This is a genomic window from Bisbaumannia pacifica (assembly GCF_007989625.1).
Lineage (GTDB): Bacteria > Pseudomonadota > Gammaproteobacteria > Pseudomonadales > Halomonadaceae > Bisbaumannia > Bisbaumannia pacifica.
In genome coordinates this window covers 22,937-48,737 of the sequence record NZ_BJUK01000028.1, presented here as the reverse complement: position 1 = coordinate 48,737, position 25,801 = coordinate 22,937, and the positions used below count along the sequence as shown (strand labels likewise).

21 protein-coding genes are annotated in these 25,801 nt (G+C 66.8%); 11 read left to right on the top strand and 10 right to left on the bottom strand.

From position 1 onward, the window contains the following. The coding region (locus HPA02_RS12320) for a type I secretion C-terminal target domain-containing protein (RefSeq protein ID WP_146803501.1) at positions 1–1,387 on the top strand (1,387 nt) is incomplete at its 5' end. A 103-nt stretch (positions 1,388–1,490) separates the two neighbouring features. Next, positions 1,491–1,814, top strand: a complete 324-nt coding sequence (locus HPA02_RS12315) for a tryptophan synthase subunit beta like protein (protein WP_146803500.1) — start codon at positions 1,491–1,493, stop codon at positions 1,812–1,814. Positions 1,815–1,821: 7 nt separating this feature from the next. On the opposite strand, the gene HPA02_RS12310 is transcribed toward HPA02_RS12315, so the two are convergent. The 5 genes from HPA02_RS12310 to HPA02_RS12290 all read right to left on the bottom strand — a co-directional run bounded on the left by HPA02_RS12310 (position 1,822) and on the right by HPA02_RS12290 (position 7,923). Further along, positions 1,822–3,753: an EAL domain-containing protein gene (locus tag HPA02_RS12310; protein ID WP_146803499.1), complete on the bottom strand. Its 1,932-nt coding sequence runs from the start codon at positions 3,751–3,753 to the stop codon at positions 1,822–1,824. A 55-nt stretch (positions 3,754–3,808) separates the two neighbouring features. Next, positions 3,809–4,456 (bottom strand): transglutaminase-like cysteine peptidase, encoded by a 648-nt coding sequence (locus tag HPA02_RS12305; RefSeq protein WP_146803503.1) that lies wholly within the window; start codon positions 4,454–4,456, stop codon positions 3,809–3,811. A gap of 120 nt (positions 4,457–4,576) precedes the next feature. Then, positions 4,577–5,755: a cation diffusion facilitator family transporter gene (locus HPA02_RS12300; RefSeq protein ID WP_146803498.1), complete on the bottom strand. Its 1,179-nt coding sequence runs from the start codon at positions 5,753–5,755 to the stop codon at positions 4,577–4,579. A gap of 26 nt (positions 5,756–5,781) precedes the next feature. Beyond that, positions 5,782–6,963 (bottom strand): 1-acyl-sn-glycerol-3-phosphate acyltransferase, encoded by a 1,182-nt coding sequence (locus HPA02_RS12295; protein ID WP_146803497.1) that lies wholly within the window; start codon positions 6,961–6,963, stop codon positions 5,782–5,784. Between the two features lie 18 nt (positions 6,964–6,981). Further along, a complete protein-coding gene (locus HPA02_RS12290) occupies positions 6,982–7,923 on the bottom strand; it encodes a recombination-associated protein RdgC (protein ID WP_146803496.1) in 942 nt (313 codons plus the stop codon). A 162-nt stretch (positions 7,924–8,085) separates the two neighbouring features. Between HPA02_RS12290 and HPA02_RS12285 the strand changes: the two genes are divergently transcribed. From HPA02_RS12285 to HPA02_RS12245, 9 genes are all read left to right on the top strand, one after another. Continuing rightward, on the top strand, positions 8,086–8,520 hold the full coding sequence (locus tag HPA02_RS12285) for an acyl-CoA thioesterase (RefSeq protein ID WP_146803495.1): 435 nt from the start codon (positions 8,086–8,088) through the stop codon (positions 8,518–8,520). A gap of 144 nt (positions 8,521–8,664) precedes the next feature. Beyond that, positions 8,665–11,376, top strand: a complete 2,712-nt coding sequence (gene gyrA / locus HPA02_RS12280) for a DNA gyrase subunit A (RefSeq protein ID WP_146803494.1) — start codon at positions 8,665–8,667, stop codon at positions 11,374–11,376. A gap of 84 nt (positions 11,377–11,460) precedes the next feature. Then, on the top strand, positions 11,461–12,540 hold the full coding sequence (gene serC, locus HPA02_RS12275; protein ID WP_146803493.1) for a 3-phosphoserine/phosphohydroxythreonine transaminase: 1,080 nt from the start codon (positions 11,461–11,463) through the stop codon (positions 12,538–12,540). Positions 12,541–12,618: 78 nt separating this feature from the next. Continuing rightward, entirely contained in the window at positions 12,619–13,710 is a 1,092-nt protein-coding gene (gene pheA, locus HPA02_RS12270) for a prephenate dehydratase (RefSeq protein ID WP_146803492.1), read from the top strand. Positions 13,711–13,712: 2 nt separating this feature from the next. After that, a complete protein-coding gene (locus HPA02_RS12265; RefSeq protein ID WP_146803491.1) occupies positions 13,713–15,968 on the top strand; it encodes a bifunctional prephenate dehydrogenase/3-phosphoshikimate 1-carboxyvinyltransferase in 2,256 nt (751 codons plus the stop codon). Further along, positions 15,965–16,648 (top strand): (d)CMP kinase, encoded by a 684-nt coding sequence (gene cmk / locus HPA02_RS12260; RefSeq protein WP_146803490.1) that lies wholly within the window; start codon positions 15,965–15,967, stop codon positions 16,646–16,648. The genes HPA02_RS12265 and cmk overlap by 4 nt, the downstream gene beginning before the upstream one ends. A gap of 177 nt (positions 16,649–16,825) precedes the next feature. After that, positions 16,826–18,502 carry a 30S ribosomal protein S1 gene (rpsA, locus tag HPA02_RS12255; RefSeq protein ID WP_146803489.1) on the top strand — a complete coding sequence of 559 codons (1,677 nt, stop codon included), beginning with the start codon at positions 16,826–16,828 and terminating at the stop codon, positions 18,500–18,502. A 140-nt stretch (positions 18,503–18,642) separates the two neighbouring features. Next, a complete protein-coding gene (locus HPA02_RS12250) occupies positions 18,643–21,045 on the top strand; it encodes a Lon protease family protein (protein WP_146803488.1) in 2,403 nt (800 codons plus the stop codon). Then, a complete protein-coding gene (locus HPA02_RS12245) occupies positions 21,035–21,766 on the top strand; it encodes a universal stress protein (RefSeq protein ID WP_186809979.1) in 732 nt (243 codons plus the stop codon). The genes HPA02_RS12250 and HPA02_RS12245 overlap by 11 nt, the downstream gene beginning before the upstream one ends. A gap of 1 nt (position 21,767) precedes the next feature. On the opposite strand, the gene HPA02_RS12240 is transcribed toward HPA02_RS12245, so the two are convergent. Genes HPA02_RS12240 through HPA02_RS12220 form a run of 5 tightly spaced genes read right to left on the bottom strand, consistent with a single transcriptional unit; the run spans position 21,768 to position 25,693 of the window. Next, a complete protein-coding gene (locus HPA02_RS12240; RefSeq protein ID WP_146803486.1) occupies positions 21,768–22,649 on the bottom strand; it encodes a DNA replication terminus site-binding protein in 882 nt (293 codons plus the stop codon). Beyond that, the gene (yacG, locus tag HPA02_RS12235; RefSeq protein ID WP_146803485.1) at positions 22,649–22,876 is read right to left on the bottom strand and encodes a DNA gyrase inhibitor YacG; all 228 of its coding nucleotides are present in this window, start codon (positions 22,874–22,876) and stop codon (positions 22,649–22,651) included. The genes HPA02_RS12240 and yacG overlap by 1 nt, the downstream gene beginning before the upstream one ends. 29 nt (positions 22,877–22,905) lie before the next feature. Beyond that, positions 22,906–23,520: a dephospho-CoA kinase gene (coaE, locus tag HPA02_RS12230; RefSeq protein ID WP_146803484.1), complete on the bottom strand. Its 615-nt coding sequence runs from the start codon at positions 23,518–23,520 to the stop codon at positions 22,906–22,908. A gap of 30 nt (positions 23,521–23,550) precedes the next feature. Beyond that, positions 23,551–24,405 carry a prepilin peptidase gene (locus HPA02_RS12225; RefSeq protein ID WP_146803483.1) on the bottom strand — a complete coding sequence of 285 codons (855 nt, stop codon included), beginning with the start codon at positions 24,403–24,405 and terminating at the stop codon, positions 23,551–23,553. Positions 24,406–24,433: 28 nt separating this feature from the next. Beyond that, a complete protein-coding gene (locus HPA02_RS12220; protein ID WP_146803482.1) occupies positions 24,434–25,693 on the bottom strand; it encodes a 6-phosphofructokinase in 1,260 nt (419 codons plus the stop codon). Between the last annotated feature and the right edge of the window lie 108 nt (positions 25,694–25,801).

The following is a 25,801-nucleotide window of genomic DNA, read 5'->3' as shown; positions in this document are numbered from 1 at the left end:
CGGCCCGGCCTTTACGCTGGTTAATGACGGCGATGGTGACGGAATCGTCAGTCTGGTCACGCAGAACCCGGCTGTCGATACGACTTACACCGGTAATTTTGCCGACTGGATTTATGGGGCAGATGATTTTGGTGAAGTTGCGACTACTTTGCCAGAGGGTGTTGAGGTTGAGTCTATAGCTGCCGATGGTAGTCAGGTTGTGCTTAACTTCTACGAAAGTGATGTGCTTGTAGCCATCCTTACGCTGAATGCCGATAGTGAAGATACGCTTGAGGTCTTCCATCGTGAGCCCGAGGTTGAGTTTTTCGACATTAGCGGAGCAGAGGCGAATGCTGGCGGTCCTGAAGGCGAATTGCTAATCGATTTGGGGGATGAAGCAGATTTCAACGTCCTTGTTACTGCCGATAGTAATGGAACTTCTGCTGAGGTAAATCCTAGTACCCAGGGGTGGGGGGTTAATAATCAGAATATCAATGTAAATCAGTCAATGCTTTTCTCGTTTGTTGATGATGGGGATAACTCAGCGCCATTTGGAATTAAAGATTTCAAGTTTCAGGCAACAAAATATACTGGTGGTTTCAGTGGTGCTATCACAGTAACGATAACTTATATCGATCCGGATACCATGATGGAAGCAATGGAGACTATTTCTCTCACTGTTATATCTGGGCAGACAATACAGATTACTGAGCTTGGGTGGTCAGATTACGAGGCCGGTAATCTACTAACCTCCGTTGAAGTCGCTCATAATGGCGACAGTGGCGCCTTCAATCTGAATGGTATTAATGTGGGGGGGGAGTCTTCTACACCGCCGGATGATCTGTCCTATGAAGGTATCGTTCTCGATATCGTAGATGCTGATGGTGATACAGACAGCCAGGAATTCAGTCTGGTAATTGATGGTGAAGAAGGGGAAGGGCTGGAAGTCGAAGCCATTACCGGAACGTCAGCTGATGATGTACTGGTGGGTACAGGTGGAGATGATACCCTGATCGGTGGCGCCGGTAACGATACTCTGACCGGCGGCCTGGGCGCCGATACCTTCGTCTGGAATCTTGGCGATCAGGGCTCCGATAGCGACCCGGCTGAGGACGAAGTCACGGACTTCACGCTTGGCGACTTCGGTAGCGATGCCGATGCCGATCAGTTGGATATCAGCGACCTGCTCCAAGGGGCTGACTTCGGTAGCGAAGATATCAATGACTATATCTTTGCCGAAGAGTCAGGGAGCGATACCATCCTGCATATCAAGCATAATGGAGGAATCAGCGGTGACGGCAGCAATGCGGATCAGACGATTCTGCTGTCCGACGTGAGTATGGGCGGTAACAATTCCGCGGACTTCATTCAGTCCTTGATCGACAATGGCCAGCTCGATATCGAGTAAGCCGGTGCGTACCGCATCACCCACCGCCGTGCCCGCTTTGCGGGCACGGTTTTTTTATATTGGGTTATGCTGAAGCCAAGATACGTCGGGCGAGGAGGGTGTCATGTACGTGAGCCGGGACGAGACGGGGGCCTTGAGAAAGGTGAGCCGTGAGGCCTCACCGGAGTGTCGGGAGTGGTTGCCCGGGGATGATCCCGAGCTGGATCGCTTCCTGGGGCGGGAGACGGCAGCGGATCCGTTATTGGCCTCCGACCTGGAGCTGGTCCGGGTGCTGGAAGACTTGATCCAGGTGCTGATGGACAAGGGGGTGATCAGTTTTACCGACCTGCCCGATGCCGCCCGGGACAAGCTGTTGACCCGCAAGTCGCTGCGTCGCCGGCTCAATAGCGTCAACCTGCTCGACGATGAGGAGGATGACGTCATCTGATCGATACTCAGTCGCCATCGCTGTCATCCTCCAGATTATGGCGTGGGTCACGAATCCTCGGGCCGGTGAGGCCATGGACGCCGATCTCGATCAGGGTATCCCGTTCCTGGTGTGTGGTGACGCCCTCGGCGATGGAGAGAATGCCCAGCGAGCGGCATAGGGTCACCATGCCGCGCACCATGGCCTGACGCTCCTGGCTGGCCTCGATGGCAGCCACCAGGCTGACATCGAGTTTGATATACCCCAGCCCCAGGTCCTGCAGGTCGGCCAGTCGCGCCAGGCCGGCGCCGGCGTGCTCCAGGCCGATACGGCAGCCGTGGGGGCGTAGGGCCTGGCAGAGGTCGCGCACGCGGTCGAGGCGATGCTGAACGGCCACCTGAGGCAGCTCCAGCCAGAGGGCCGGGCCGGCGTCGGGGTGTGTCGTCAGCAGACGTTGCAGTTGGTGGATCAGATGGCTGTCGCCGATGCCCTCCAGCGACAGGTGGATGCCGCGGGGCAGGCCATCCCGATCGATCTCGCGCAGGGCCTGGGTGACTACGGCCAGGTCGAGTCGAGGCTGGAGCGCCAGCCGGCGTACCCAGGGCATGAAGAGCTCGGGACCGCGCCAATGCCCCCGCAGCCGCAGCCGGGAGGGGCACTCGTGGTGGAGCAGTTCGCCCTCGGGGGTGAGCACCGGGTAGTGAGCCAGGTAGACGCCATCGTCGAAGGCCTGCGCCAGGGCCTGGCGCCACTGATCGTGGGTGGTGAACAGCGGCGGCGGTGCCGTGCCACTATCCACGACCTGCTCCCTGGGCCCCAGGGCCTCGGCCTCGGCGAGGCCCGCATCGAGGCGGCTGAGCAGTTCGGCGCGTCGGGTGTCGGGGGTCAGGCGTGCCACCGCCAGTGGTAGGGGGATGGTCTCGGCGGCGTCGGCCAGGGGGTGCAGGGCGGCCGCCAGGCGTGAGGCCAGGGCCCGGGGATCATCCTCCCAGGGCAACAGCAGGGCGAAATCGCTGCCGTTGAGTCGACCGCAGAAGCTGCCTTCCTCGCCATCGGCGAGGCGTGTCAGTGCCTGGCCCAGCTTGGCCAGCAGGGTGTCGATTCGGGCATGGCCCAGGCGTTCGTTATAGGCGGTCAGGTCGCCGACCCGGACCAGGGCCAGGCAGCCATGGGCCTCGCGGCGTTCGCTCTCCAGGCTGGCCTGGAGGCGTTGCATGAAGTGTTCGCGGTTGGCCACCCGGGTCAGGGGGTCGAGCCGCAGGCGATGATGCAGCCGGTCGAGCTTCTCGCCCTCTTCGGTGAGCATTTCCCTGACGCGTGTCGAGAGCCGGTTCATGGCGGCGGTCACCTCGCGCAGCTCCCGGGTGCGCGGTTCCGGGCGAGTGGTAAAGCGCCGTTCGCCGATCTCCCGGGCCTGGGTCACCGTGGCCTGCAAGGGCCGCCGGATGCCACGCACGATCCACCAGGCCAGCAGGGCGCTGAGTAGCCCGGCCAGCAGGAACCACGCGGTGAGCTGCAGGCCGCGGCGCCACAGGGTGCGGTAGGCATAGCTGTGCTGGCTGACCAGGGTCAGGGTGCCGTATTGTCGCCAGCCGTCCTGAACCACGGCGCGGCCGGGAGGGACCTCGAAGCGCACCAGGGCCACGAACCAGCCCGGCAGGTCGTCGATCTGCTCGTCCGCCTGGCGCTGCAGGATCGTCTCGCCTGCGGGGTTCTCCAGGCGGATCGCGCGGTAGTGGCCGGTGTCGAACTGGGCCGCCAGCAATAGCTCCATCAGCACCGGATCCTTGTCGAGCTGCGTCATGCTGAGTGCCAGGGCATTGGCATTGTCGGCGTTCTTGATGCGCACCTCCTGCTGAATATAGTGGCGGGTCGCGGTCAGGCCGATCATCAGGCTGCCGCCGAAGGCCAGCAGGAGCACCAGACCAATGATGAGCCAGAGCTGCTTGATCAGTGACATGGGCACACCTCCCTGACGGGGTTGCCTTGCGGGTGGGGACAGGGGGCTCGGAGAGTCATAGGAAGCCTTGCTCCTCCATGCGGGCTAGGGCGCCGCGCCAGCGGGAGAGCCGGGCCAGTGGATCGCCGCGGGAGCTGGAGGCATCGCCGACCCACAGGCCATCGCTGTTGAAGCTGAAGACCGGGTCGAGGTCGATTCGCCGCGCGGCCGGAGTAAGGGAGGGCACCAGGTTGTCGAGGATCAGTGGCTCGGCATCCGCGGCGGCGTAGTAGCCCAGCACCATATGCGCCTGGGTGATACGGCTGCGGCCAATCCTCGCCCGCACATAGATCATGCGTAGCCGCTCTCCGGGCACGCCCAGCTGCTTGAGGGTGAGGTACTTGGCGATGGAGTAGTCCTCGCAGTCGCCGCGACCGTTACCCAGGGCCTCCAGGGGCGTGGCCCAGTAGTCCTCGCGGCCCCAGGCATCGAGATCGTCCACCCAGCGGATGCGTCGGTTGAAGAAGTCGTTGACCTCACCCAGCCGGGTCAGCAGGTCGGCCCCCCGGAGCCGGCTCAGGAGATTCAGCCAGGCCTCCAGCGCCGCCAGCCCCGGCTCCCCATAGCGCGATCGCATCTGCTGCCTGAGTCGCGAGGCATCCATGATCGCCGTAGCGGCGGGGGGCCCCAGCAGTCCGGCCAGTAGCACGCCAGCTCCTGCCATCAGGAAGCGGCGACGAGTCAGCGCTGAGGGGGCCGGGGCATGCATCGGGCTGGTGACTCCCCTGGGTGACATTCTGTTTCAGAATGTATCCAGTCTAGCAGCTGGGGAGCGTTGCCAGGGTCACCGTCGGGCGGTTTCTCCGGGGCCGACCCACAGCCGCAGGCGACCCAGCCAGGTCAGGTGTGCCACGCGTTGCCGCAGGCGGGTGGCCAGGGGTTCCAGCGTGCCCTCGGCGGAGGATGCATCGATATAGAGGGAAATATCGATACGGTTGTCCAGGTAATGCAGGTCCAGCGCCAGCCGTGATTGCCAGCAGGGCTCGTCGCCCCAGGCCTCGGCGAGCCGCGCCTCGACCTCACGACGCAGGGGCAGGCCGGGCTGATGGCTATGGGCCAGCATGTCCTGGTCGTCTTCGGGGTCGATATGGAAGGTCACGTCATGCAGGTCGGGGAAGGCCTGGCGCAGTCGACGGCTCACCTCGTTGCCGATCTCATGGGCCTCGGAAACGCTGATGCGTGGCGGTACCACGATATGCAGATCGAGGAGCACATTGCCGCCCACGGTGCGGGTGCGCAGGTCATGGATGCCGCGCACCCCGGGCACCCCTTGCCCCTCCTGGCGCATTGCCGCCTGCTCGCTTTCCGGCAGGGCGGTATCGATCAGTTCCTGGCTCGATTCCCACAGCAGGCGCCCGCCGATCTTGCCTACCAGCAGGGCCACCAGCACCGCGGCCACGGCATCCAGCCAGCCATGACCGAACTGGGCGCCGACCAGGCCGACCAGGACCACTACGGTGGACAGGGCATCGCTGCGCGAGTGCCAGGCGTTGGCCTCCAGCAGCTTGGAGCCGATACGCCGCGCGGTGCGCAGGGTGTAGTGGTAGAGCCACTCCTTGATGGCCAGGGCCACGAGGGCCAGCAGGATGGCCCAGAGGCCCGGGGTGGGGATCGGCTCGCCGGTGAGCAGCCGCATCACGCTGGCCCAGGCGATGCCCCCGGCCACGAAGAGCAGCACGCTGCCCAGCCACAGGGTGGCCAGGGTCTCGATGCGTCCATGGCCATAGGGGTGGTTGCGGTCGGGGGCCTGGTGACCGAAATGGGTGGCGGCCAGCACGAAGGCATCGGTCCCCAGATCCGAGAAGGAGTGGATGCCATCGGCCACGAGCGCCGCCGAGCCCACGAGGGTGCCGACCATGACCTTGAGCAGGCCCAGCAGGCCGTCGAAGCCGGCGCCGACCAGGGTCACGCGGCGCGCTTCGCGTCCCTTGTCGGCCGGCTCGAGAGGGGGGGCATGGGCCATGGTCGCTGTCCTGGGCGGTTCGCCGGTTACAGTTTGCCGGCCCGGTTGAGCACCGGGTTGGCATATTGGGCCAGCCACCAGGCGCGCAGGTGGGTCGGTACCTCGGCGAGGCGCGCCTCGAAGCGGCGGCGATCCGCCTCGGTCACCTCGCTGAGATCGAGCAGCTCCCGACGCTGCCCTTCCTCGACGCCCTCGCTGGCCTCCAGGGCCAGGTAGTGGCTGGGAAAGAGGTGGTAGCCGGTCAGCACCTGGCGATCGATCTCGGCGGTCACCGCCTCGGCGGAGTCGAGCTCCTGGCCCAAGCCGACAGGTGTCCCGAAGTGTAGCCGGATGCGTCCCTTGGGGCCGGTGATGCCGGCGACGATGGAGCGGATGTCCTCATACTGGACCTTCTCGTAGCGTCCCTCGGTATGCAGGGCATGCAGCTCGTGGGCCTTCTGCAGGTCGCAGGGGTCGTACTCATAGCTGATCGACACCGGCACCAGGCGCAGCTCGCGGACCGCCTCGCCGATGCCCACCGTCTTGTCCTGCTGGCGGCGCGCCATGGTCAGCATCTTGATGATCGCCGGGTCGGCGCGGTCGATACCGTCCTTGGCACGCCCCTCCCGCTGAGCCATCCAGATGGAGTGGTTGTCCTCGACGATGGAGTGGCGGATATAGGCGGAGAGCTGTTGGTAGGCGGCCAGCATGGCGCGCTTGCCCCGGGCGCTGCGCGGCACGATAAAGCTCTTGTTGAGGCGCATCAGGTCGCTGACATAGGGCTTTTGTAGCAGGTTGTCGCCGATGGCGATGCGCACCGTATTACGCCCGGCCAGGTAGAGGGCGTAGTTGACGAAGGCCGGATCCAGGGAGATGTCCCGGTGGTTGCCAATGAAGAGATAAGCGGTATCGCCGTCCAGGGCATCCAGGCCGGTCACCTCGAAGGCGTCGGTGGTGGTGCGGATCATGCGCTGCATATAGCCGGCGATGCGCGCCTGGAAGTCGCGGACGCTGGTTACGCCGCGTACCTCACGGCGCACGACGAAACTGGCCAGGGCGCGTGCCAGGCCAGGGGCGAAGCGGGCCAGGCGCGGCAGCTTGAACTGGGTCAGGGCGTCGAGCAATTCCGGGTCGCGGGCCAGGCGCGCCAGGACCTCGGCGACCTCGTCGTCATGGTAGGGGCGAATCTCGGCGAAGGGATCCGGGGTGTCGGTCGATGCTTGTGTCACGGGGCTATCACACGCTCGTTATTGTTGGGCCAGGGCGGCGGCGCCGCCCTCCTGGGCACTGGCTTCACCGCCCAGCCAGCGGGTCAGTTGGCTGATGACCGGGGCCAGGGTCTGGGCCATCAAGGCGAAATCGGTTTCCAGGCGCAGGATGGCGTCGTCGCCATCGTCGGCCTGGGCCGCCTCATCGATCACCGCATCGGCGAAGCGCAGCGACTTCAGGGCCAGGTCGTCATGCAGAGTCCAGGCGAGCTGGCCCTCCACCTCCAGGGCGAGGCGCGTGACCTGGCGGTCATTCTCCAGCAACTGCTTGATCTCGTCGCTGTCCAGGTCCATGTGCCGGGCGCGCACCACGCCCTCGTCCTTGGCCTTGAGCTCCACCTGATCGCCGAGCACCAGCCCCTCGGGACGCTGTTGGGGATCGCTGAGCCAGGCGGTCATGGCGCGGATCGGCAACATCTGGGTGGCCAGGGGCGTGACCTTGAGGCTGCCCAGTGTCTGGCGCAGCAGGTCGAGGATCTCCTCGGCACGCTTGCGGGAGCTGGCATTGACGCCGATCAGGCCGCCGCGAGTATCCCACCACAGGTCGAGGCGCTGGCTGCGCACGAAGGCGCGAGGCAGGAACTCTTCGTAGACCTGCTCCTTGATGGCCTGACGCTCGCGGCGGGGCAGGGGGCGGCCCTCGGCGGCCTCGCGGTCGGCGGCGCGCTCTTCGACCTCTTCGCGCACCACGGCGCTGGGCAGCACGCGCTCCTGGCGCAGCGCCGAGAGCAGCCGATGGCCCTGCACCTCATGCACGAAACGGGGGCTGGTGCGCCCGCCCGGGGTGCGCCACCCCAGTCGGGTCGCCTCGCTGCCACCCAGGGGGCGAAAGGCCTGTTCGGCGAGCCGCTCCTCCAGGGCCTCCAACGGGATGACCTCGGTGTTATGCAGTCGATAGAGATGCAAGTGCTTGAACCACATAGCCAGTCCTGGGCGAAAAAAGGAGGCCTATTATGGCCAAAGGAAGCCATGGGTACCAGCGCATGGGTGGCATGACGCATGTTTAAAACTTGTGTTTGATTGCCGCCGCTCAGGCCCCTAGACTCGAGGCCAGTGTCTCGATCACAACCCAAGGAGTCCCCGATGATCGCTCCCCTGACCCGTACCCGGCTTCGCGTTCGCGGCTACCACCTGGATGGCTATGGCCACGTCAACAATGCTCGCTACCTGGAGTTCCTCGAGGAGGGGCGCTGGGCCTACTTCGACGAGCGTCCCGAGGTGGCGCGGTGGTTCGCTCCGGGGGAAGTGGCCCTGGTGGCGGTCAACCTGAATATCGATTACCGCCGTGCGGCGGTGGCCGGTGATGACCTGGAGGTGCAGACGGTGTTGGCGACGCTGGGCGGGCGCAGCGCCAGGATGCGTCAGCGCATCCTGCGTCGTGGCGATGGCGAACTGGTGGTCGATGCCACCCTGACCTTCGTGTTGCTGGATGTCGCCAGCCAGCAGGCCCTGCCCATCGAGGGCGCGCTGCGCGAGGCCCTGGCGCCGCTGGTGGTCGATCTCGATACCCTGGCCTGATCGTTCCTTTCACGCCGGCGTTCTGGTGTCGCGTCCTGGCCGCCCCGCTGCCCTTGAGGGTGGGGCGGTGGTATACTCCGCCCCTGCTGTCACGACGCTAACGCCGTCGCGCCAATCTGTCGCAGTACAAGGATTCGACGACCCATGGGTGAGATCGCCAGAGAGATTCTGCCAGTCAATATCGAGGACGAGCTGAAGCAGTCGTACCTCGATTACGCCATGAGCGTGATCATCGGCCGGGCGCTGCCGGACGTGCGCGATGGCCTCAAGCCTGTGCACCGCCGCGTCTTGTTCGCCATGAACGAGCTCGGCAACGACTGGAACAAGGCCTACAAGAAGTCCGCCCGTGTGGTCGGCGACGTCATCGGTAAGTATCACCCCCATGGGGATAGCGCCGTCTATGACACCATCGTGCGCATGGCCCAGGACTTCTCGATGCGCCATGTGCTGGTGGATGGTCAGGGCAACTTCGGCTCCATCGACGGCGACAGCGCCGCCGCCATGCGTTACACCGAGGTGCGCATGGCGCGCCTGGCCCACGAGCTGCTGGCCGACCTCGAGAAGGACACCGTCGACTGGGTCGACAACTATGACGGCACCGAACGTATCCCCGAGGTGCTGCCCACCAAGGTGCCCAACCTGCTGGTCAACGGCTCCTCCGGTATCGCCGTGGGCATGGCCACCAATATTCCGCCCCATAACATGGGCGAGGTGATCGACGCCTGCCTGGCGTTGATCGACGACTACACCCTCAGCGTCGACGACCTGATGGAGTACATCCCCGGGCCTGACTTCCCCACCGGCGCCATCATCAACGGCCGCGCCGGCATCCTCGAGGCCTACCGCACCGGTCGCGGGCGCATCTATGTGCGCGCGCTGCACACCATCGAGCACGATGACAAGAGCGGCCGCGACCATATCATCGTCACCGAGCTGCCCTACCAGGTGAACAAGGCGAGGCTGATCGAGAAGATCGCCGAGCTGGTCAAGGACAAGAAGATCGAGGGCATCGCCGAGCTGCGCGATGAGTCCGACAAGGACGGCCTGCGGGTGGTGATCGAGGTCAAGCGCGGCGAGTCCGGCGAGGTGGTGGTCAACAACCTCTTCGCCCAGACCCAACTGCAGAACGTCTTCGGCATCAATATGGTGGCCCTGGAAGACGGTCAGCCGAAGATCCTCAACCTCAAGGAGATCCTCGAGGCCTTTATTCGCCACCGCCGCGAGGTGGTCACCCGGCGCACCCTCTTCGAGCTGAAGAAGGCCCGCGAGCGCGGCCATATCCTCGAGGGCCTGGCCGTGGCCATCTCCAATATCGACGAGGTGATCGAGCTGATCAAGGCCTCGCCGAGCGCCGCCGAGGCCAAGGAGAAACTGCTCGACAAGACCTGGCAGCCGGGGCAGGTGACCGCCATGCTGGAGCGCGCCGGGGCCACCTCCTGCAAGCCAGAGGAGCTCGGCGAGGGCTTCGGCCTGAGCCCCACCGGCGGCGAGTACCGCCTCTCGCCGGGCCAGGCCCAGGCGATCCTCGAGCTGCGCCTGCATCGCCTCACCGGCCTGGAGACCGAGAAGCTCCTCGACGAGTACCTGAGCATCCTCGAGAAGATCGCCGAGCTGACGGCGATCCTCGCCTCCAGCGAGCGTCTGCTGGAGGTGATCCGCGAGGAGCTGGCCGCGGTGCGCGAGCAGTTCGCCGACGCACGCCGCACCGAGATCCAGGCCAGCCACCTGGACCTGTCCATCGAGGACCTGATCGCCGAGGAGGACATGGTGGTCACCGTGTCCCGTTCCGGGTACGCCAAGACCCAGCCGCTCTCCGACTACCAGGCCCAGCGGCGCGGCGGCCGCGGCAAGTCCGCCACCGCCATGAAGGACGAGGACGTCATCGAGCACCTGCTGGTGGCCTCCACCCATGACACCGTGCTGCTGTTCTCCAACCGTGGCAAGGTCTACTGGCTCAAGGTCTACGAGATGCCGGCGGCGAGTCGCGGCTCCCGGGGCAAGCCGCTGGTCAATATGCTGCCGCTGGAGGAGGGCGAGTCGATCAACGCCATCCTGCCGGTGCGCGACTACGACCCGGAGAGCTATATCTTCTTCGCCACCGCCAAGGGCACGGTGAAGCGCACCAGCCTCGAGCAGTTCTCGCGGCCGCGCAGCGTCGGCCTGATCGCCATCGACCTGGAGGAGGGCGACCGCCTGGTGGGCGCCGCCATCACCTCGGGCGCCGACCACGCCATGCTGCTCTCCTCCAACGGCAAGGCGATTCGCTTCGAGGAGACCGCGGTGCGTGCCATGGGCCGTACCGCCCGAGGCGTGCGCGGCATGCGCCTCGCCGAGGGCGCCGAGGTGATCAGCCTGATCATCCCGCAGAGTCAGCAGATCGATGCCGAGGCGGATAACGAAGCCGATGCCGAGGAGGGCGCCGAGCTCGCCTCCGTCAATGGCAATGGTGGCCAGATCTATATCCTGACCGCCTCCGAGAACGGCTACGGCAAGCGCACCCGGTTGGAGGAGTTCCCGCTGCGCGGTCGCGGCGGCCAGGGCGTGATCGCCATGCAGACCAGCGAACGCAATGGCTCGCTGGTGGCCGCCATGCAGGTCTACTCCGCCGACGAGATGATGCTGATCACCGACCGCGGTACCCTGGTGCGCACCCGGGTCGAGGAGGTCTCCACTACCTCCCGTAACACTCAGGGGGTGATGCTGATTCGCCTCGGCGAAGGCGAGCAATTGGTCAAGACGGTGCGGGTGGACGAACCGGAAGAGAGCGAAGCGCCGGCAGAGGGTGTCGCGGAGGCGGATGCGGCCGCGCCGAGCGACGAGCCGGCCACCGACGCCACGCCCACCGACGACGAGTGATACCGTGATGCGGGCCACCGCGGGTGGTCCGCCTTCGCCTGGTGCCATGCCGGGCTACTAGGGACATCTGGAAGCCAAACACCGATGACACGCCATTTCAATTTCTGTGCCGGCCCCGCCGCCCTGCCCACTGCGGTGCTGGAGCGGGCCCGCGATGAACTCCTCGACTACCAGGGGCGCGGCCTCTCGGTGATGGAAATGAGTCACCGCAGCGATGCCTTCGTGGCTATCGCCGAGGCCGCCGAGCGCGACCTGCGCGAGCTGCTGGCCATCCCCGACAATTATCGGGTGCTCTTCCTGCAGGGTGGTGCCTCCATGCAGTTCGCCATGCTGCCCTATAACCTGCTGGGCCAGGGCGGCACCCCCAACTACCTCTACACCGGCATCTGGGGCAAGAAGGCCATCGCCGAGGCGCGCCACCTGGCCGGCGCGCATGTCGCCGCCGAGAGCGCCCCGGGCCTGACCGCGGTGCCGCGCCAGGCGGATATCGCCCTCTCCGAGGACGCCGCCTACCTGCACTACACCGCCAACGAGACCATCGGCGGCCTGGCCTTCGACTATATCCCCGAGGCGTCGGTGCCGGTGGTCTGCGATATGTCCTCCAGCATCCTCGCCGAGCCCCTGGATGTATCGAAATTCGGCGTCATCTATGCCGGCGCCCAGAAGAATATCGGGCCCGCCGGCCTGACCCTGGTGATCGTCCGCGCCGACCTGCTGGATCGCGCCCTGCCGCAGACCCCCAGCATGTTCAATTACCGGCTGATGGCCGAGAATGGCTCCATGTACAACACCCCGCCCAGCTACGCCTGGTACCTGGCCGGACTGGTGTTCCAGTGGTTGAAGCAGGACGTGGGCGGCCTTGAGGCCATGGCCGAGATCAATGCCCGCAAGGCGGCCAAGCTGTATGGGGCCATCGACGCCAGCGACTTCTACTCCAACCCCATCACCGCGGGCAACCGCTCGCGGATGAACGTGCCCTTCGTGCTGGCCGATGACGCCCTCAATGGCGCCTTCCTGGCCGAGGCCGAGGCGGCGGGGCTGCTCAACCTCAAGGGGCATCGCAGCGTGGGCGGCATGCGCGCCAGCCTCTATAACGCCGTGCCCGAGGCGGCGGTGGATGCCCTGGTGAGCTTTATGGCCGACTTCGAACAGCGTCGGGGGTAGGGGCAGCCGCACCGTCTGCCAACGTTGAAGAGAAAATGGGGGCCTAGCTCCCATTGACCAAGAGAGAAGGGAACACCCATGAGTGATACCCCCATCGATCTCGATGCGTTACGCCAGCGCATCGATAGCCTGGACAACGATATCCTGCGCCTGATCAGCGAGCGCGCCCAGGCCGCCCAGCAGGTGGCCCAGGTGAAGACCGCCGAGGACCCCAAGGCGGTCTTCTACCGTCCCGAGCGGGAGGCCCAGGTGCTGCGGCGCATCATGGAGCTCAACCCGGGGCCCCTGGACAGCGAGGAGATGGCGCGGCTGTTCCGCGAGATCATGTCCGCCTGCCTGGCCCTGGAGCAGCCCGTCAAGGTGGCCTATCTCGGTCCCGAAGGCACCTTTACCCAGCAGGCGGCCCTCAAGCATTTCGGCGACAGCGCCGTCAGCCTGCCCATGGCGGCCATCGACGAGGTGTTCCGCGAGGTCGAGGCGGGCGCCGCCAACTATGGCGTGGTGCCGGTGGAGAACTCCACCGAAGGGGTGATCAACCATACCCTGGACTCCTTCGTCGACTCCTCGATCCGCATCTGCGGCGAGGTGGTGCTGCGTATCCACCATCACCTGCTGGTCTCCAGCACGACCCGCCAGGACAAGGTGAGTCGCATCTACTCTCACCCCCAGTCCTTCGCCCAGTGTCGCAAGTGGCTGGATGCCCACTATCCGGGCGCCGAGCGGGTGCCGGTGGCCTCCAACGCCGAGGCGGCCAAACTGATCAAGACCGAGTGGCACAGCGCGGCCATCGCCGGCGACATGGCGGCCAAGCTCTACGACCTGGAGAAGATCGCCGAGAAGATCGAGGATCGCCCGGACAACTCCACGCGCTTCCTGGTGATCGGCAACCAGGACGTACCGCTCTCCGGCGACGACAAGACCTCCATCGTGGTGGCTATGCGTAACCAGCCGGGGGCCCTGCACGACCTGCTGGAGCCCTTCCATCGCCACCAGATCGACCTGACCCGCCTGGAGACCCGCCCGTCCCGCAGCGGCGTGTGGAACTACGTCTTCTTTATCGACTTCAAGGGCCACCGTGACGAGCCACGGGTCGCCGCGGTGCTGGAAGAGGTGCAGCAACGCGCCGCCGAGCTCAAGGTGCTGGGCTCCTACCCCGTGGGTGTGCTCTAGGCATGGCGACCCAGGAGGCCACGCGGCTCGAGGAGCCGCGCCTGCTGATCGTCGGCCTGGGGCTGATCGGCGGCTCCCTGGCCGCCGCCCTCAAGGCCCGCGGCTTCCGCGGCGAGATCCTCGCCTGTGACCGCGATGCCGACGAGATCGCCCGGGGTGTGGCCATGGGCATTATCGATGGCGGTGGCACCGAGCTCGAGCCCCTGCTGGCCGGCGTCTCCCTGGTGGTGCTGGCGGTGCCGGTATTGGCCATGGAGTCGGTGCTGTCGGCCCTGAGGCAGGGGCTCGGCGAGCGCCTCGATACGACGCCGATCACCGATGTGGGCAGCAGCAAGGTGGCGATTCGCGATGCCGCCCGGCGCGCCTTCGGTCGCCTGCCGCCGTCCCTGGTGCTGGGCCATCCCATCGCCGGTTCCGAGAAGAGCGGGGTGGCGGCGGCTAACCCGGACCTGTATTGCCGCCATAAGGTGATCCTCACCCCCACGGCGGAGACCGCCGCCGAGGCCGTCGCCCAGGTGCGCGCCCTTTGGCGCGCCTGCGAGGCCGAGGTGCTGGAGATGCCGGTGGAGCGCCACGACCAGGTGCTCGCCCGCACCAGCCACCTGCCGCACCTGCTAGCCTTCTCGCTGGTGGATACCCTGGCCCGCCAGGACGAGCGCCTGGAGATCTTCCGCTACGCCGCCGGCGGCTTTCGCGACTTTACCCGCATCGCCGGCAGCGACCCGGTGATGTGGCGCGATATCTTCACCGCCAACCGCACGGCGGTGCTGGCGGCCCTGGACGACTTCGAGGCCGGCCTGGCCCGGCTGCGCCGGGCGGTGAGCGACGGCGACGGCGACGCCATGCTGGCCACCTTCGACCGGGCCAGCCATGCGCGACACTATTTCGATACTTTGCTGAATCAGACCAGGTACTACCCGACCATGGAACACAACAACGTACGCTACCGGGTCGCCCCCGGTGGTCAGGTCGCCGGGCGCATCCGCGTCCCCGGCGACAAGTCGATCTCCCACCGCTCGATCATGCTCGGTGCCCTGGCTGAGGGGGTCACCGAAGTGAAGGGCTTCCTCGAGGGCGAGGACAGCCTGGCCACCCTGCAGGCCTTCCGCGAGATGGGCGTGGCCATCGAGGGTCCCCATCAGGGACGGGTGACCATCCACGGGGTGGGCATGCACGGCCTCAAGGCGCCGGCGGGGCCCCTCTACGTGGGTAACTCCGGCACCGCCATGCGGCTGTTCGCCGGGCTGCTGGCCGGTCAGGCCTTCGACAGCGAGCTGACCGGCGATGCCTCCCTCACCAAGCGCCCCATGGGCCGGGTGGCCGATCCGCTGCGCCTGATGGGCGCCGAGATCGACACCGCCGAGGGCGGGCGTCCGCCGCTGCGCATTCATGGCGGCAAGGCGCTCAAGGGCATCACCTACGACATGCCCATGGCCAGTGCCCAGGTGAAGTCCTGCCTGCTGCTCGCCGGCCTCTATGCCGAGGGCGAGACCCGGGTGCGTGAGCCGGCGCCGACCCGCGACCATACCGAGCGCATGCTCAACGGCTTCGGCTATGCGGTCGAGCGGGACGGCGACACCTGCTGGCTCAGCGGCGGCGGCAAGCTCGGTGCCGGCCCCATCGACGTGCCCTCGGATATCTCTTCGGCCACCTTCTTCCTGGTGGCGGCGGCCATCACTCCGGGCTCGGATCTGGTCCTCGAGCACGTGGGCATCAACCCGACCCGGATCGGCGTGATCAATATCCTGACGCTGATGGGGGCCGATCTCGAGCTCTCCAACCAACGCGAGGTGGGCGGCGAGCCGGTGGCGGATATTCGCGTGCGCTATGCGCCCCTCAAGGGGATCGATATTCCCGTGGAGCAGGTGCCGCTGGCCATCGACGAGTTTCCGTCGCTGTTTATCGCCGCCGCCAATGCCGAAGGCATCACGCGGCTGCGCGGCGCCGAGGAGCTGCGGGTCAAGGAGTCCGACCGCATCCAGGCCATGGCCGATGGCCTGGCGGTGCTGGGGGTCGAGCATACCGTGGTCGCCGATGGCATCGATATCGTCGGCGGCAAGCCGCAGGGCGCCAACTACGGCGGCGGACGCATCGATAGCATGGGCGATCATCGCATCGCCATGGCCTTCACCGTGGCGGGGCTACGCGCCAGCGCGCCCATCGAGATCGATGACTGCGCCAACGTGGCCACCTCCTTCCCCGGCTTCGTCGAGCTGGCCGGCCGGGTCGGCCTGCGAGTGGACGAGGAGGGCGCATGACGGCCCCGGTCCTGACCATCGACGGCCCCGGCGGCGCCGGCAAGGGCACCATCAGCCGCTTGATCGCCGAGCGTCTGGGCTGGCACCTGCTCGACTCCGGCGCCCTGTACCGCATCACCGCCCTGGCGGCGCTGCGTTGTGAGCAGGCCTTGGACGACGAGGCGGCTCTGGCAGCACTGGCCGCCGGCCTCGACGTCAGCTTCCTGCCCGGCGACAGCGGAGTGCGGGTGATCCTCGACGGCGATGAGGTGAGCGGCGAGATCCGCACCGAGACGGTGGGCGATGCGGCCTCCCGGGTGGCGGCGCTGCCGCGGGTCCGCGAGGCGCTGCTGCAGCGCCAGCGCGACTTCCGCCAGGCTCCTGGCCTGGTGGCGGACGGTCGCGACATGGGCACGGTGGTGTTTCTCGATGCCCCGCTCAAGGTCTTCCTCACCGCCTCGGCGGAGGAGCGTGCCCAGCGCCGCTACCGCCAGTTGCGGGAGGCCGGCCTGAGTGCTAATCTTACGAGTCTTTTGAAGGAAATTCAGGCACGCGATGCGCGCGATACGCAGCGCAGCGTGGCACCGCTCAAGCCGGCAGATGATGCCATCACGCTTGACACCACGCGCCTGACGATACCGGAAGTGGTGGATCGGCTGATCGAGCTGCTGGCCCAGCGGGGCCTGGCGCCGAACGCCTGACGATCCCTTGCGGCCCCTCGGTTAGATGTCATGGCATGGTCAGGCAGCTAAGACGGTAAGCCTGGCCAGGTCCAACCAGCGCTAACATCCCCGGGGGATCTTGGTAGTAGGCCCGCACTCGCTGGTGGTGCGGAGAGGGCGGTAACCCCGCTAACCCGTTGATCACGTAGGAACATCATGAGCGAAAGCTTTGCCGAACTGTTTGAACAGTCACTCCAGGACATCAACATGGAGCCGGGCGCCATCGTCCTGGCCTCCGTCGTCGACATCGAAGGTGACTGGATCACCGTCAATGCCGGCCTGAAGTCCGAAGGTCAGATTCCCGCCGCGCAGTTCCGCGACGAGAATGGCGAACTGACCATCGCCATCGGCGACGAAGTCAAGGTCGCCCTGGAAGCCGTCGAGGATGGCTTCGGCGAAACCCGCCTGTCCCGCGAGAAGGCCAAGCGTGCCGAAGCGTGGAAGGAGCTGGAAGCCGCCTTCGAGAAGGACGAGATCGTCAAGGGCGTGATCAACGGCAAGGTCAAGGGTGGTTTCACCGTCGACGTCGCCTCCATCCGTGCCTTCCTGCCGGGTTCCCTGGTCGACGTTCGCCCGGTGCGCGATACCGCTCACCTGGAGAACAAAGAGCTCGACTTCAAGGTCATCAAGCTCGACCCGAAGCGCAACAACGTCGTCGTGTCTCGCCGTGCCGTGCTCGAAGCCGAGAACAGCGCCGAGCGTGAGGCCCTGCTCGCCACCCTCCAGGAAGGCCAGCAGATCAAGGGTATCGTCAAGAACCTCACCGACTACGGTGCCTTCGTGGACCTGGGTGGCGTCGACGGCCTGCTGCACATCACCGACATGGCCTGGAAGCGCATCAAGCATCCGTCCGAGATCGTTGCCGTGGGCGACGAGATCAACGTCAAGGTGCTGAAGTTCGACCGCGAGCGCAACCGCGTCTCCCTGGGCCTCAAGCAGCTGGGCGAAGATCCCTGGGTCAACATCAAGGATCGTTACCCGGAGAACACCAAGGTCACCGCCCGCGTCACCAACCTCACCGACTACGGCTGCTTCGCCGAGCTGGAAGAGGGCGTCGAGGGCCTGGTTCACGTCTCCGAAATGGACTGGACCAACAAGAACATCCACCCGTCCAAGGTCGTCAACATCGGCGACGAAGTGGATGTCATGGTGCTGGATATCGACGAGGAGCGTCGTCGTATCTCCCTGGGTATCAAGCAGTGCACCACCAACCCGTGGGAAGACTTCAGCGGCCGTTACAACAAGGGCGACCGCGTGGCCGGTACCATCAAGTCGATCACCGACTTTGGTATCTTCATCGGCCTGGAAGGCGGCATCGATGGCCTGGTGCACCTCTCCGACATCTCCTGGACCGAGTCCGGCGAAGAGGCCGTGCGCTCCTTCAAGAAGGGCGACGAGGCCGAGGCCGTGATCCTCTCCATCGATCCGGAGCGCGAGCGCATCTCCCTGGGCATCAAGCAGCTGGATACCGATCCGGTCGCCGAGTTCCTGGCGGTCAACGACAAGGGCACCATCGTCACCGGCCGCGTGGTCGAGGTCGATGCCAAGGAAGCCCAGGTCGAGCTGGCCACCGACGTGGTAGCGGTGCTCAAGGCCTCCGAGATCAGCGCCGATCGCGTCGAGGATGCTCGCAACGCCCTGAGCGAGGGTGACAGCGTCGAGGCCCGTATCATCGGTGTCGACCGCAAGAACCGTCAGATCAACCTGTCCATCAAGGCCAAGGATCAGGAAGATACTCGCCAGAACCTCAAGAAGCTGCGCGAGCAGGACGTCGACGCGGGTGGCCCGACCACCATCGGCGACCTGATCAAGCAGCAGATGGGTCAGGACTAAGCCCTAGCGCTTGTTCCAACTCTGGCTTGACGAAACGCCGCCCCTCGGGGCGGCGTTTTCGTGTCTGGGCGGTTGACACCCATCAAAGCACCGCCGTCCCGGGTATTCCATACTTCAGCGAATAACCGAGGAGGCGCATCATGCTGCAACCCCTGGAGGCGGGGCGGGTCTATCGGACCTGCCCGGAGTCGCCGTTCGAGTTTCGCTCCACCGCGGAGCTGGTTCCCCTGGATCCCCTGAGCGGGCATCGTCGTGCCAGTGAGGCGCTGGATTTCGGTGCGGCCATGCGCCCGCGGGGGTTCAACCTCTTCGTGTTGGGGGAGGCGGAGCATCTGACGCATCAGCTGGTGCTGCCCTACCTGAAAGCCCGCTCGGCGCGGGGCGAGGTGCCGCCGGACTGCTGCTACCTGCACAACTTCGACGACCCCTCCGCGCCCCGCCAGCTGCGCCTGCCGGCTGGCATGGGGCGGGTATTGCGCGGCGATATCGAGCAACTGGTGGAGGAGCTGCGAGTGGCGATACCGGCTATCTTCGACAGCGACGAGTACCAGAATCGCCTCCAGGAGCTGAAGCAGGCGATGGGCGAGCGCCAGCGTGACCTGATCGAGGCGGTGCGTCGCGAAGCCAAGGAGCACGACATCGTGCTGCTCTCCACTCCCAGTGGCTTCAGCCTGGCGCCTGCCGACGGCGATGGCATGATGAGTCCTGAGGCGTACGAGAAATTGCCCAAGGAGGATCGCGAGCGCCTCGAGGGCACGGTGGAGATCCTCCAGCGCAAGCTGCAGCAGGCGATCCGTCAGATGCCGCGCCTGGCCCACGAGCTGCGCCAGCAGATCCAGACCCTGAATGAAGAGATGCTGCAGTCGGTGATCGCCGCTCCCCTGGAGGAGCTGGAGGAGCGCTACCGGGAGCAGGAGGGCGTGATCGCGCACTTTGCGGCCATTCGCGAGGCGCTGTTGCTGCACCTGGAGGTCTTCGTGGAAGAGGACCCGGAGATTCCTCCCGAGGCGATCTTCAGCCGCTGCCAGCTTAATCTGCTAGTCGACAACGGCCCCTGCGAGGGGGCGCCGGTGGTGCAACTGGACCTGCCCAGCCATCAGCATCTGGTGGGGCGCATCGAACACCATGTGCACCAGGGCACCCTGCTGACCGACTTCTCGTTGATACGGGCCGGTGCCCTGCACCGGGCCAACGGCGGTTACCTGGTGCTGGATGCCCGGGCCCTGCTCCAGCAGCCGGGCGCCTGGGAGACCCTCAAGCGGGCACTGCGCGCCGGCGAGATTCGCACCGAGTCCCTGGAACAGGCCTATGGCCTGATCAGCACCGTGACCCTGGAGCCGGACCCCATCCCGCTGGAGGTCAAGGTGGTGCTGTGCGGTGAGCGCCAGTTCTACTACCTGCTCAGCGAGCACGACCCGGAATTACTCGAGCTGTTCAAGGTGCAGGCCGACCTGGATGACGAGCTGCCCTGGGGCGATGGCTCCCTGGACGCGTATGCGCGGCTGATTGCCACGTTGGCGCAGGAGGCCGAGCTGCCTCCCCTGGCCCCTTCCGGGGTGGCGGCGGTGATCGAGCGTGCCGCGCGCCTGGCCGGCGATCAGCAGCGGCTGATGGTTCAGACGCGCCCCCTCAATGATCTGCTCGCCGAGGCCGCCCACTGGGCCGGCGAGGCTCCCCTGATCACGCGCGAGCATGTGGAGCAGGCGGTAATCCAGCAGCGGCGTCGTGCCGCTCGGATCTACGAGCTGAGCCAGGAGCGAATTCATCGCGGCACCGTGATGATCGCCACCCAGGGTGCGGTGGTTGGCCAGGTCAATGGCCTCTCGGTATTGGAGCTGGGCGGTTTCGCCTTCGGTCAGCCCAGCCGCATCACCGCCACGGCGCGCCCCGGGCCGGGACAGGTGGTGGACATCGAGCGCGAGGCGAAGCTCGGTGGGCGCATCCACACCAAGGCGGTGATGATCCTCTCCCGCTGGTTGGCCAATCGCTATGCCCCGCGGGGGGCGCTATCGCTCTCGGCGAGCCTCGCCTTCGAGCAGTCCTATGGCGGCATCGAGGGCGACAGCGCCTCGGTGGCCGAGGCCTGCGTGCTGGTCTCGGCCATAGCCCGGGTGCCCTTGGCGCAGTCCCTGGCCGTCACCGGCTCCATCAATCAGCATGGCGAGGTACAGGCGGTGGGCGGCGTCAACGAGAAGGTCGAGGGCTTCTTCGCGGTGTGTCGGGAGGCGGGACTGGCGGGGCAGGGGGTGATCCTGCCGGCGGCCAATGTGCCCCACCTGATGCTCGACGCCGAGGTGCGCGAGGCGCTGACCGAGGGGCGCTTCTTCGTCTACGCCGTGACTCATCTGGACGAGGCCCTGGAATTGCTGACCGGCCTGGAGCCCGGCGAGCCCGACGCCGAAGGAGGCTTTCCGCAGGCGAGCCTCAATGCCCGGGTGGTGGCGCGGCTCGACGACTTCCGTCGCGCCCTGAAGCGTCATGACAAGGAGGGCGGGGGAGGCGGCGAGGCGTCCGGTGAGGAGGGGCCTGACCATGAAGACTGAGGCGCCGTTGCGCGTGGTGGCGCTGCTCGATGCCTCTCCGTCGAGCCTGGCGGCCCTGACGACGGCGGTGACCCTGGCCGCGAGTCGTGACGCCGAGCTGCTGGCCCTCTATGTGGAGGAGCCGGAGCTGGCCCAGTGTGCGGCCCTGCCCTTTACCCGGGAGGTGGGGGCGAGTTCCGGGGCGATTCGTCCTTTCTCGCTGGCCGACATGGCGCGTGGCCAGGCCTGCCGCCTGGCGAGGATTCGCGAGGCCCTGCGCCGGGCTTTGGGCGAGCGTGAGCTGACGCATTCCCTGGAGATAGGGCGCGGCTCGGTGGTGGCAGAGGTGCTGCGCCTGGCCCGGGCCGCCGATCTGCTGGTGCTGGGGCGGGCCGGGCTTTCGGCACGCTGGGGGCGCCCGCTGGGCTCGACCTGTCGTCGGCTGTTGCTGGAGGCCCCTTGTGCGGTGCTGATCTGGGACGAGGCCCTGGCCATGGCGCCGGGGGCCCTGCGGGTCCTGGGAGCGCCGGCGCCGAGCGCCCTGCTCGATTGGCTGGTGGCCGGCCCACTGTTCGACCGTGTCGAGGCGCTTGGTCCGGTGCCCGCCAGGGAACTAGCCTGCCGCCTGGCTGGGGAGCGCCGGGGAGGGTTGTTGCTGCGGCGCCGGCAGTTGGCCGCATTGCTGGCGGAGGAGCCGGACTGGCTGGCGCCGATTCGCCTGCCGGTGCTGGTGATTCCCTGAGTCAGGCGTCCCGATAGCGGTAGATGCGTAGGCTGGGCAGGAAGGGCTCGCTCTCCAGGCGGGCGTCGCTGCGCAATGCCCGGGTGCGGCTGGCAGGGGGCGAGGCCGGCGGAATATTGTGATCCGGTAGACGGCCGTCGGGGCTGGGCACGAAGAGCGGCAGGGCCACGTTCAAGGCGCGGCGGCCGCGGCCGTCCGGGAGTGGCTCGCGATAGAAGAGGTTGGCGCGCATCAGCGGTGCCTGGTCCTGGACCCGGGCCAGGGGTTCGCCGTCGGGGATGCCGGCCAACTGGCGCTGTTGAATGCGCACATGGGGCGCTTCCTGGTCGAGGTCGAGCAGCAGCTCCTGCGCCTCGCGTACGGTCAGCCGCTTGATGGAACGCCCGCTGCGATACCAGGCCAGGCGCACCCGGGCCAGGGGCGCCTCGGCCAGTGGGACGGCCCGCCAGCACTGCTTCAGGTGCAGTCGCGCTAGGCCCTGGCCGCGCAGGTGATCATGCAGGGCCGGGTGGCGGAAGGGCAAGACCGCCTTGAGTTCGGGGATCAGGTCGGCGGCGTCGGCGCGGATCCGGCGCAGCAGGGCGGCGAAGTCCGCCTTGGCGGCATTGGCCTCCCGCACGCCGGCCATCAGCGCCTCGTCGGCGGCCACCAGGCCCACATGGCTGCGGGTGGCGCGGCCGTCCTGGCCGTCCTGGTACCAGAAGTCGAGCAGGGCGCGGCGCAGCCAGTCGGCGCCGGCATCCTCTTGATCCATGGCCCAGGTCGCACCGGGGGCTTGGGCATGCGTCGATACCAGCACCTCGAGGCGCTCGATCAGCCGATCGAAGGCCGCCTCGAGCTCGGCCAGTAGCCGGTACTCTGGGGTGATCGGGGCGGGGGCCATCAGGGCTCCAGGCCGGCGTCGCGCTCGGCGCGCAGCACCATCTCGTCGATCTCGGTCTCGTCCATGGCGGGCTCGCCGGCGATGCGATGGCTGCCGTCGGCCCAGGCGCCCAGGTCGATCAGCTTGCAGCGTTCGCTGCAGAAGGGGCGGTGGACATTGGCCTCGCTCCAGGCCACCTTCTTGTGACAGGTGGGGCAGGGTACTTCCAGGGGGGCGGTCTGGCTCATGGGGAATACTCCGATCGTGCGGGGGCGGCTCAGCGACGGGCCTCGGCCAGTCGGCGGTAGCGTCGGTCCAGGGCTTCGACCTGGCGGGTCAGGGCCGCCTCGTTGCCACTATTGTCGATGATATCGTCGGCCCGGGCCAGGCGGGCCCGGCGATCCAGCTGGGCGGCGATAATGGCCCGGGCCTGGGTCTCGTCGACGCCGTCGCGGTTGGCGGTACGCTGGACCTGCTCCGCCTCCGGGACGTCGACCACCAGGATACGATCCACCAGGGTCGCCTGCCCCGACTCGAGGAGCAGCGGCGAGACCAGCAGGTGATAGGGGGCGGGACCGGCGGCCATGTCGGCCAGGCACGCCTCTAGACGTTCGCGGATGCGTGGGTGGGTCTGGGACTCCAGCCAGCGGCGCTCCTCGGGGGCGGCGAAGACGATCTCGCGGAGCGCACGGCGATTCAGCCCGCCGGCGTCGTCCAGCACCCGCGCGCCGTAGCGCTCGGCGATGGCGGCCAGGGCCGGCTCACCGGGTTCCACCACCTCCCGGGCGATATCGTCGGCATCCACCCAGGGAATGCCGAGTGCGGCGAAGGCGCGGGCCACGGTGGACTTGCCGGAGGCGATGCCGCCGGTGACGCCGATGGTCAGGCTCATTAGGCGCTCCTTAGGGGCACGACAGCCCGCTTAAAGTCCGGTCAGGCCCCGATAGGAGGCCAGCAGCGGGGCGCCGAACAGCAGGGCCACCCAGCCGGCCAGGGCCAGGAAGGGGCCGAAGGGCATGGGCGCGCCGCGCAGCCGCGGCAGGGCCAGTTGCACCAGGATGCCGATGATGGCACCGATGCCGGCGGAGAGGATCAGCAGCAGCGGCAGGAACTGCCAGCCCAGCCAGGCGCCCAGCGCCGCCAGTAGCTTGAAGTCACCATAGCCCATGCCCTCCTTGCCGGTGACCAGCTTGAACAGCCAGTAGAAGCCCCACAGCGACAGGTAGCCGGCCATGGCGCCGACCACCGCGCTGGAGAGCATCAGCGGCTGGAACAGCAGCTGGTAGAGCAGCCCCGCCCAGAGCAGCGGCAGGGTGATCGAGTCGGGGAGCAACTGGGTGCGGAAGTCGATGGCGGCCAGGGCCAGCAGCGCCAGGCAGGCGCCGAGCAGGAACAGCGCCGCCAGATCGGCGCCATGCAGGATCACCACCGCCAGGGCCAGGGCTCCCCCGGCCAGCTCCACCAGCGGATACTGTGGGCTGATGCGCATGCCGCAGTCGGCACAGCGCCCGCGCCGCTTCAGGTAGCCCAGCAGGGGGATGTTGTCATGCCAGGCGATGGCGGCGCCGCAGCCGGGGCAGCGGGAGGCGGGCCGGGCCAGGCCGAGGCGCTCGTCCTCCTCCGGTTCCAGTTCCAGGGCCTCGCGGGCCTCGGCCCGCCAGCCCTGCATCAGCATCACCGGCAGGCGGGCGATCACCACATTGAGGAAACTGCCCAGGCAGAGCCCCAGCACCGCCGCCAGGGGCCATAGCAGGCTGGGGGAAAGCTCGGCGAGCATGGCGGGGCTCCTGAGGGTCGCGGGTCGATCAGAGGGTGAAGTCGGGCAAGCGGCGCTCGACCTTGGCCAGCTTCAGCTTGGCCACCTTGGGCAGGCCGTTTTCGAAGGGCGGGAAGTCTTCGCCCTGGATCAGCGGCGACAGGTAGCGGCGGCACGCCTCGGTGATGCCGAAGCCATCCTCGCGGATAAACTCCTTGGGCATGAACTTCTCGCGGTTGGCGATCTCGGCCAGGGGCGCGGCCTCGATGGCCCACTCATAGGGCGCCTCGGATACGCGCTTGATGGCGGGCATCATGGCGTTCTTGCCGGCCAGGGCCAGTTCCACGGCATGCTTGCCCACCGCATAGGCCTGCTCCACGTCGGTCTTGGAGGCCAGGTGGCGGGCGGCGCGCTGCAGGTAGTCGGCGACGGCCCAGTGGTACTTGTACCCCAGGTCCTGCTTGATCATGCCGGCCAGCGTCGGCGCTACGCCACCCAACTGGCGGTGGCCGAAAGCGTCGGTGTTGCCGGAGTCGGCGAGGAAGGTGCCGTCGCCGTAGTGGGCGCCCTCGGAGACCACGATCACGCAGTAGCCGTACTTGCGCACCGCCTCGTCGACTCGAGCCATCACGGCTTCCCGGTCGAAGGCCACCTCGGGGAAGATCACCAGGTGGGGCGGCTCGCCCTCGCCCTCGCCGGCCAGGGCGCCGGCGGCGGCGATCCAGCCGGCGTGGCGACCCATTACCTCGAGGACGAACACCTTGGTGGAGGTGGCGCACATGGAGGCGATATCCAGGGCCGCTTCCCGGGTGGAGGTGGCGATGTACTTGGCCACGCTGCCGAAGCCGGGGGAGTTGTCGGTGATCGGCAGGTCGTTGTCCACGGTCTTGGGCACGTGAATGGCAGTCAGCGGGTAGCCGAGCTTCTCGGAGAGCTGGGAGACCTTGAGACAGGTGTCGGCGCTGTCGCCGCCGCCGTTGTAGAAGAAGTAGCGGATATCGTGGGCCTTGAAGACCTCGATCAGGCGCTCGTACTGGGCGCGGTGGGTCTCGATATCCTTGAGCTTGTAGCGGCAGGAGCCGAAGGCGCCACCGGGGGTGTGGCGCAGCGCCGCGATGGCCTCGTCGGACTCCTGGGACACGTCGATCAGATCCTCGGTGAGGGCGCCGATAATGCCGTTGTGTCCGGCGTAGACCTTGCCGATGCGGTCGTCGTGGCGGCGGCAGGCCTCGATCACGCCACAGGCGCTGGCGTTGATAACGGCGGTGACGCCACCGGACTGGGCATAGAAGGCGTTGTGCGTGGCCATGGGGGCAGCTTCGCTCCTGGATTTCTGATCGTCATAGGGGGGTAAAGTCGGTGGCCTATCTTAGTCGAAAGTGGCGTTGGCTGCATCCGCAGACTGGGGCAGGGCTAT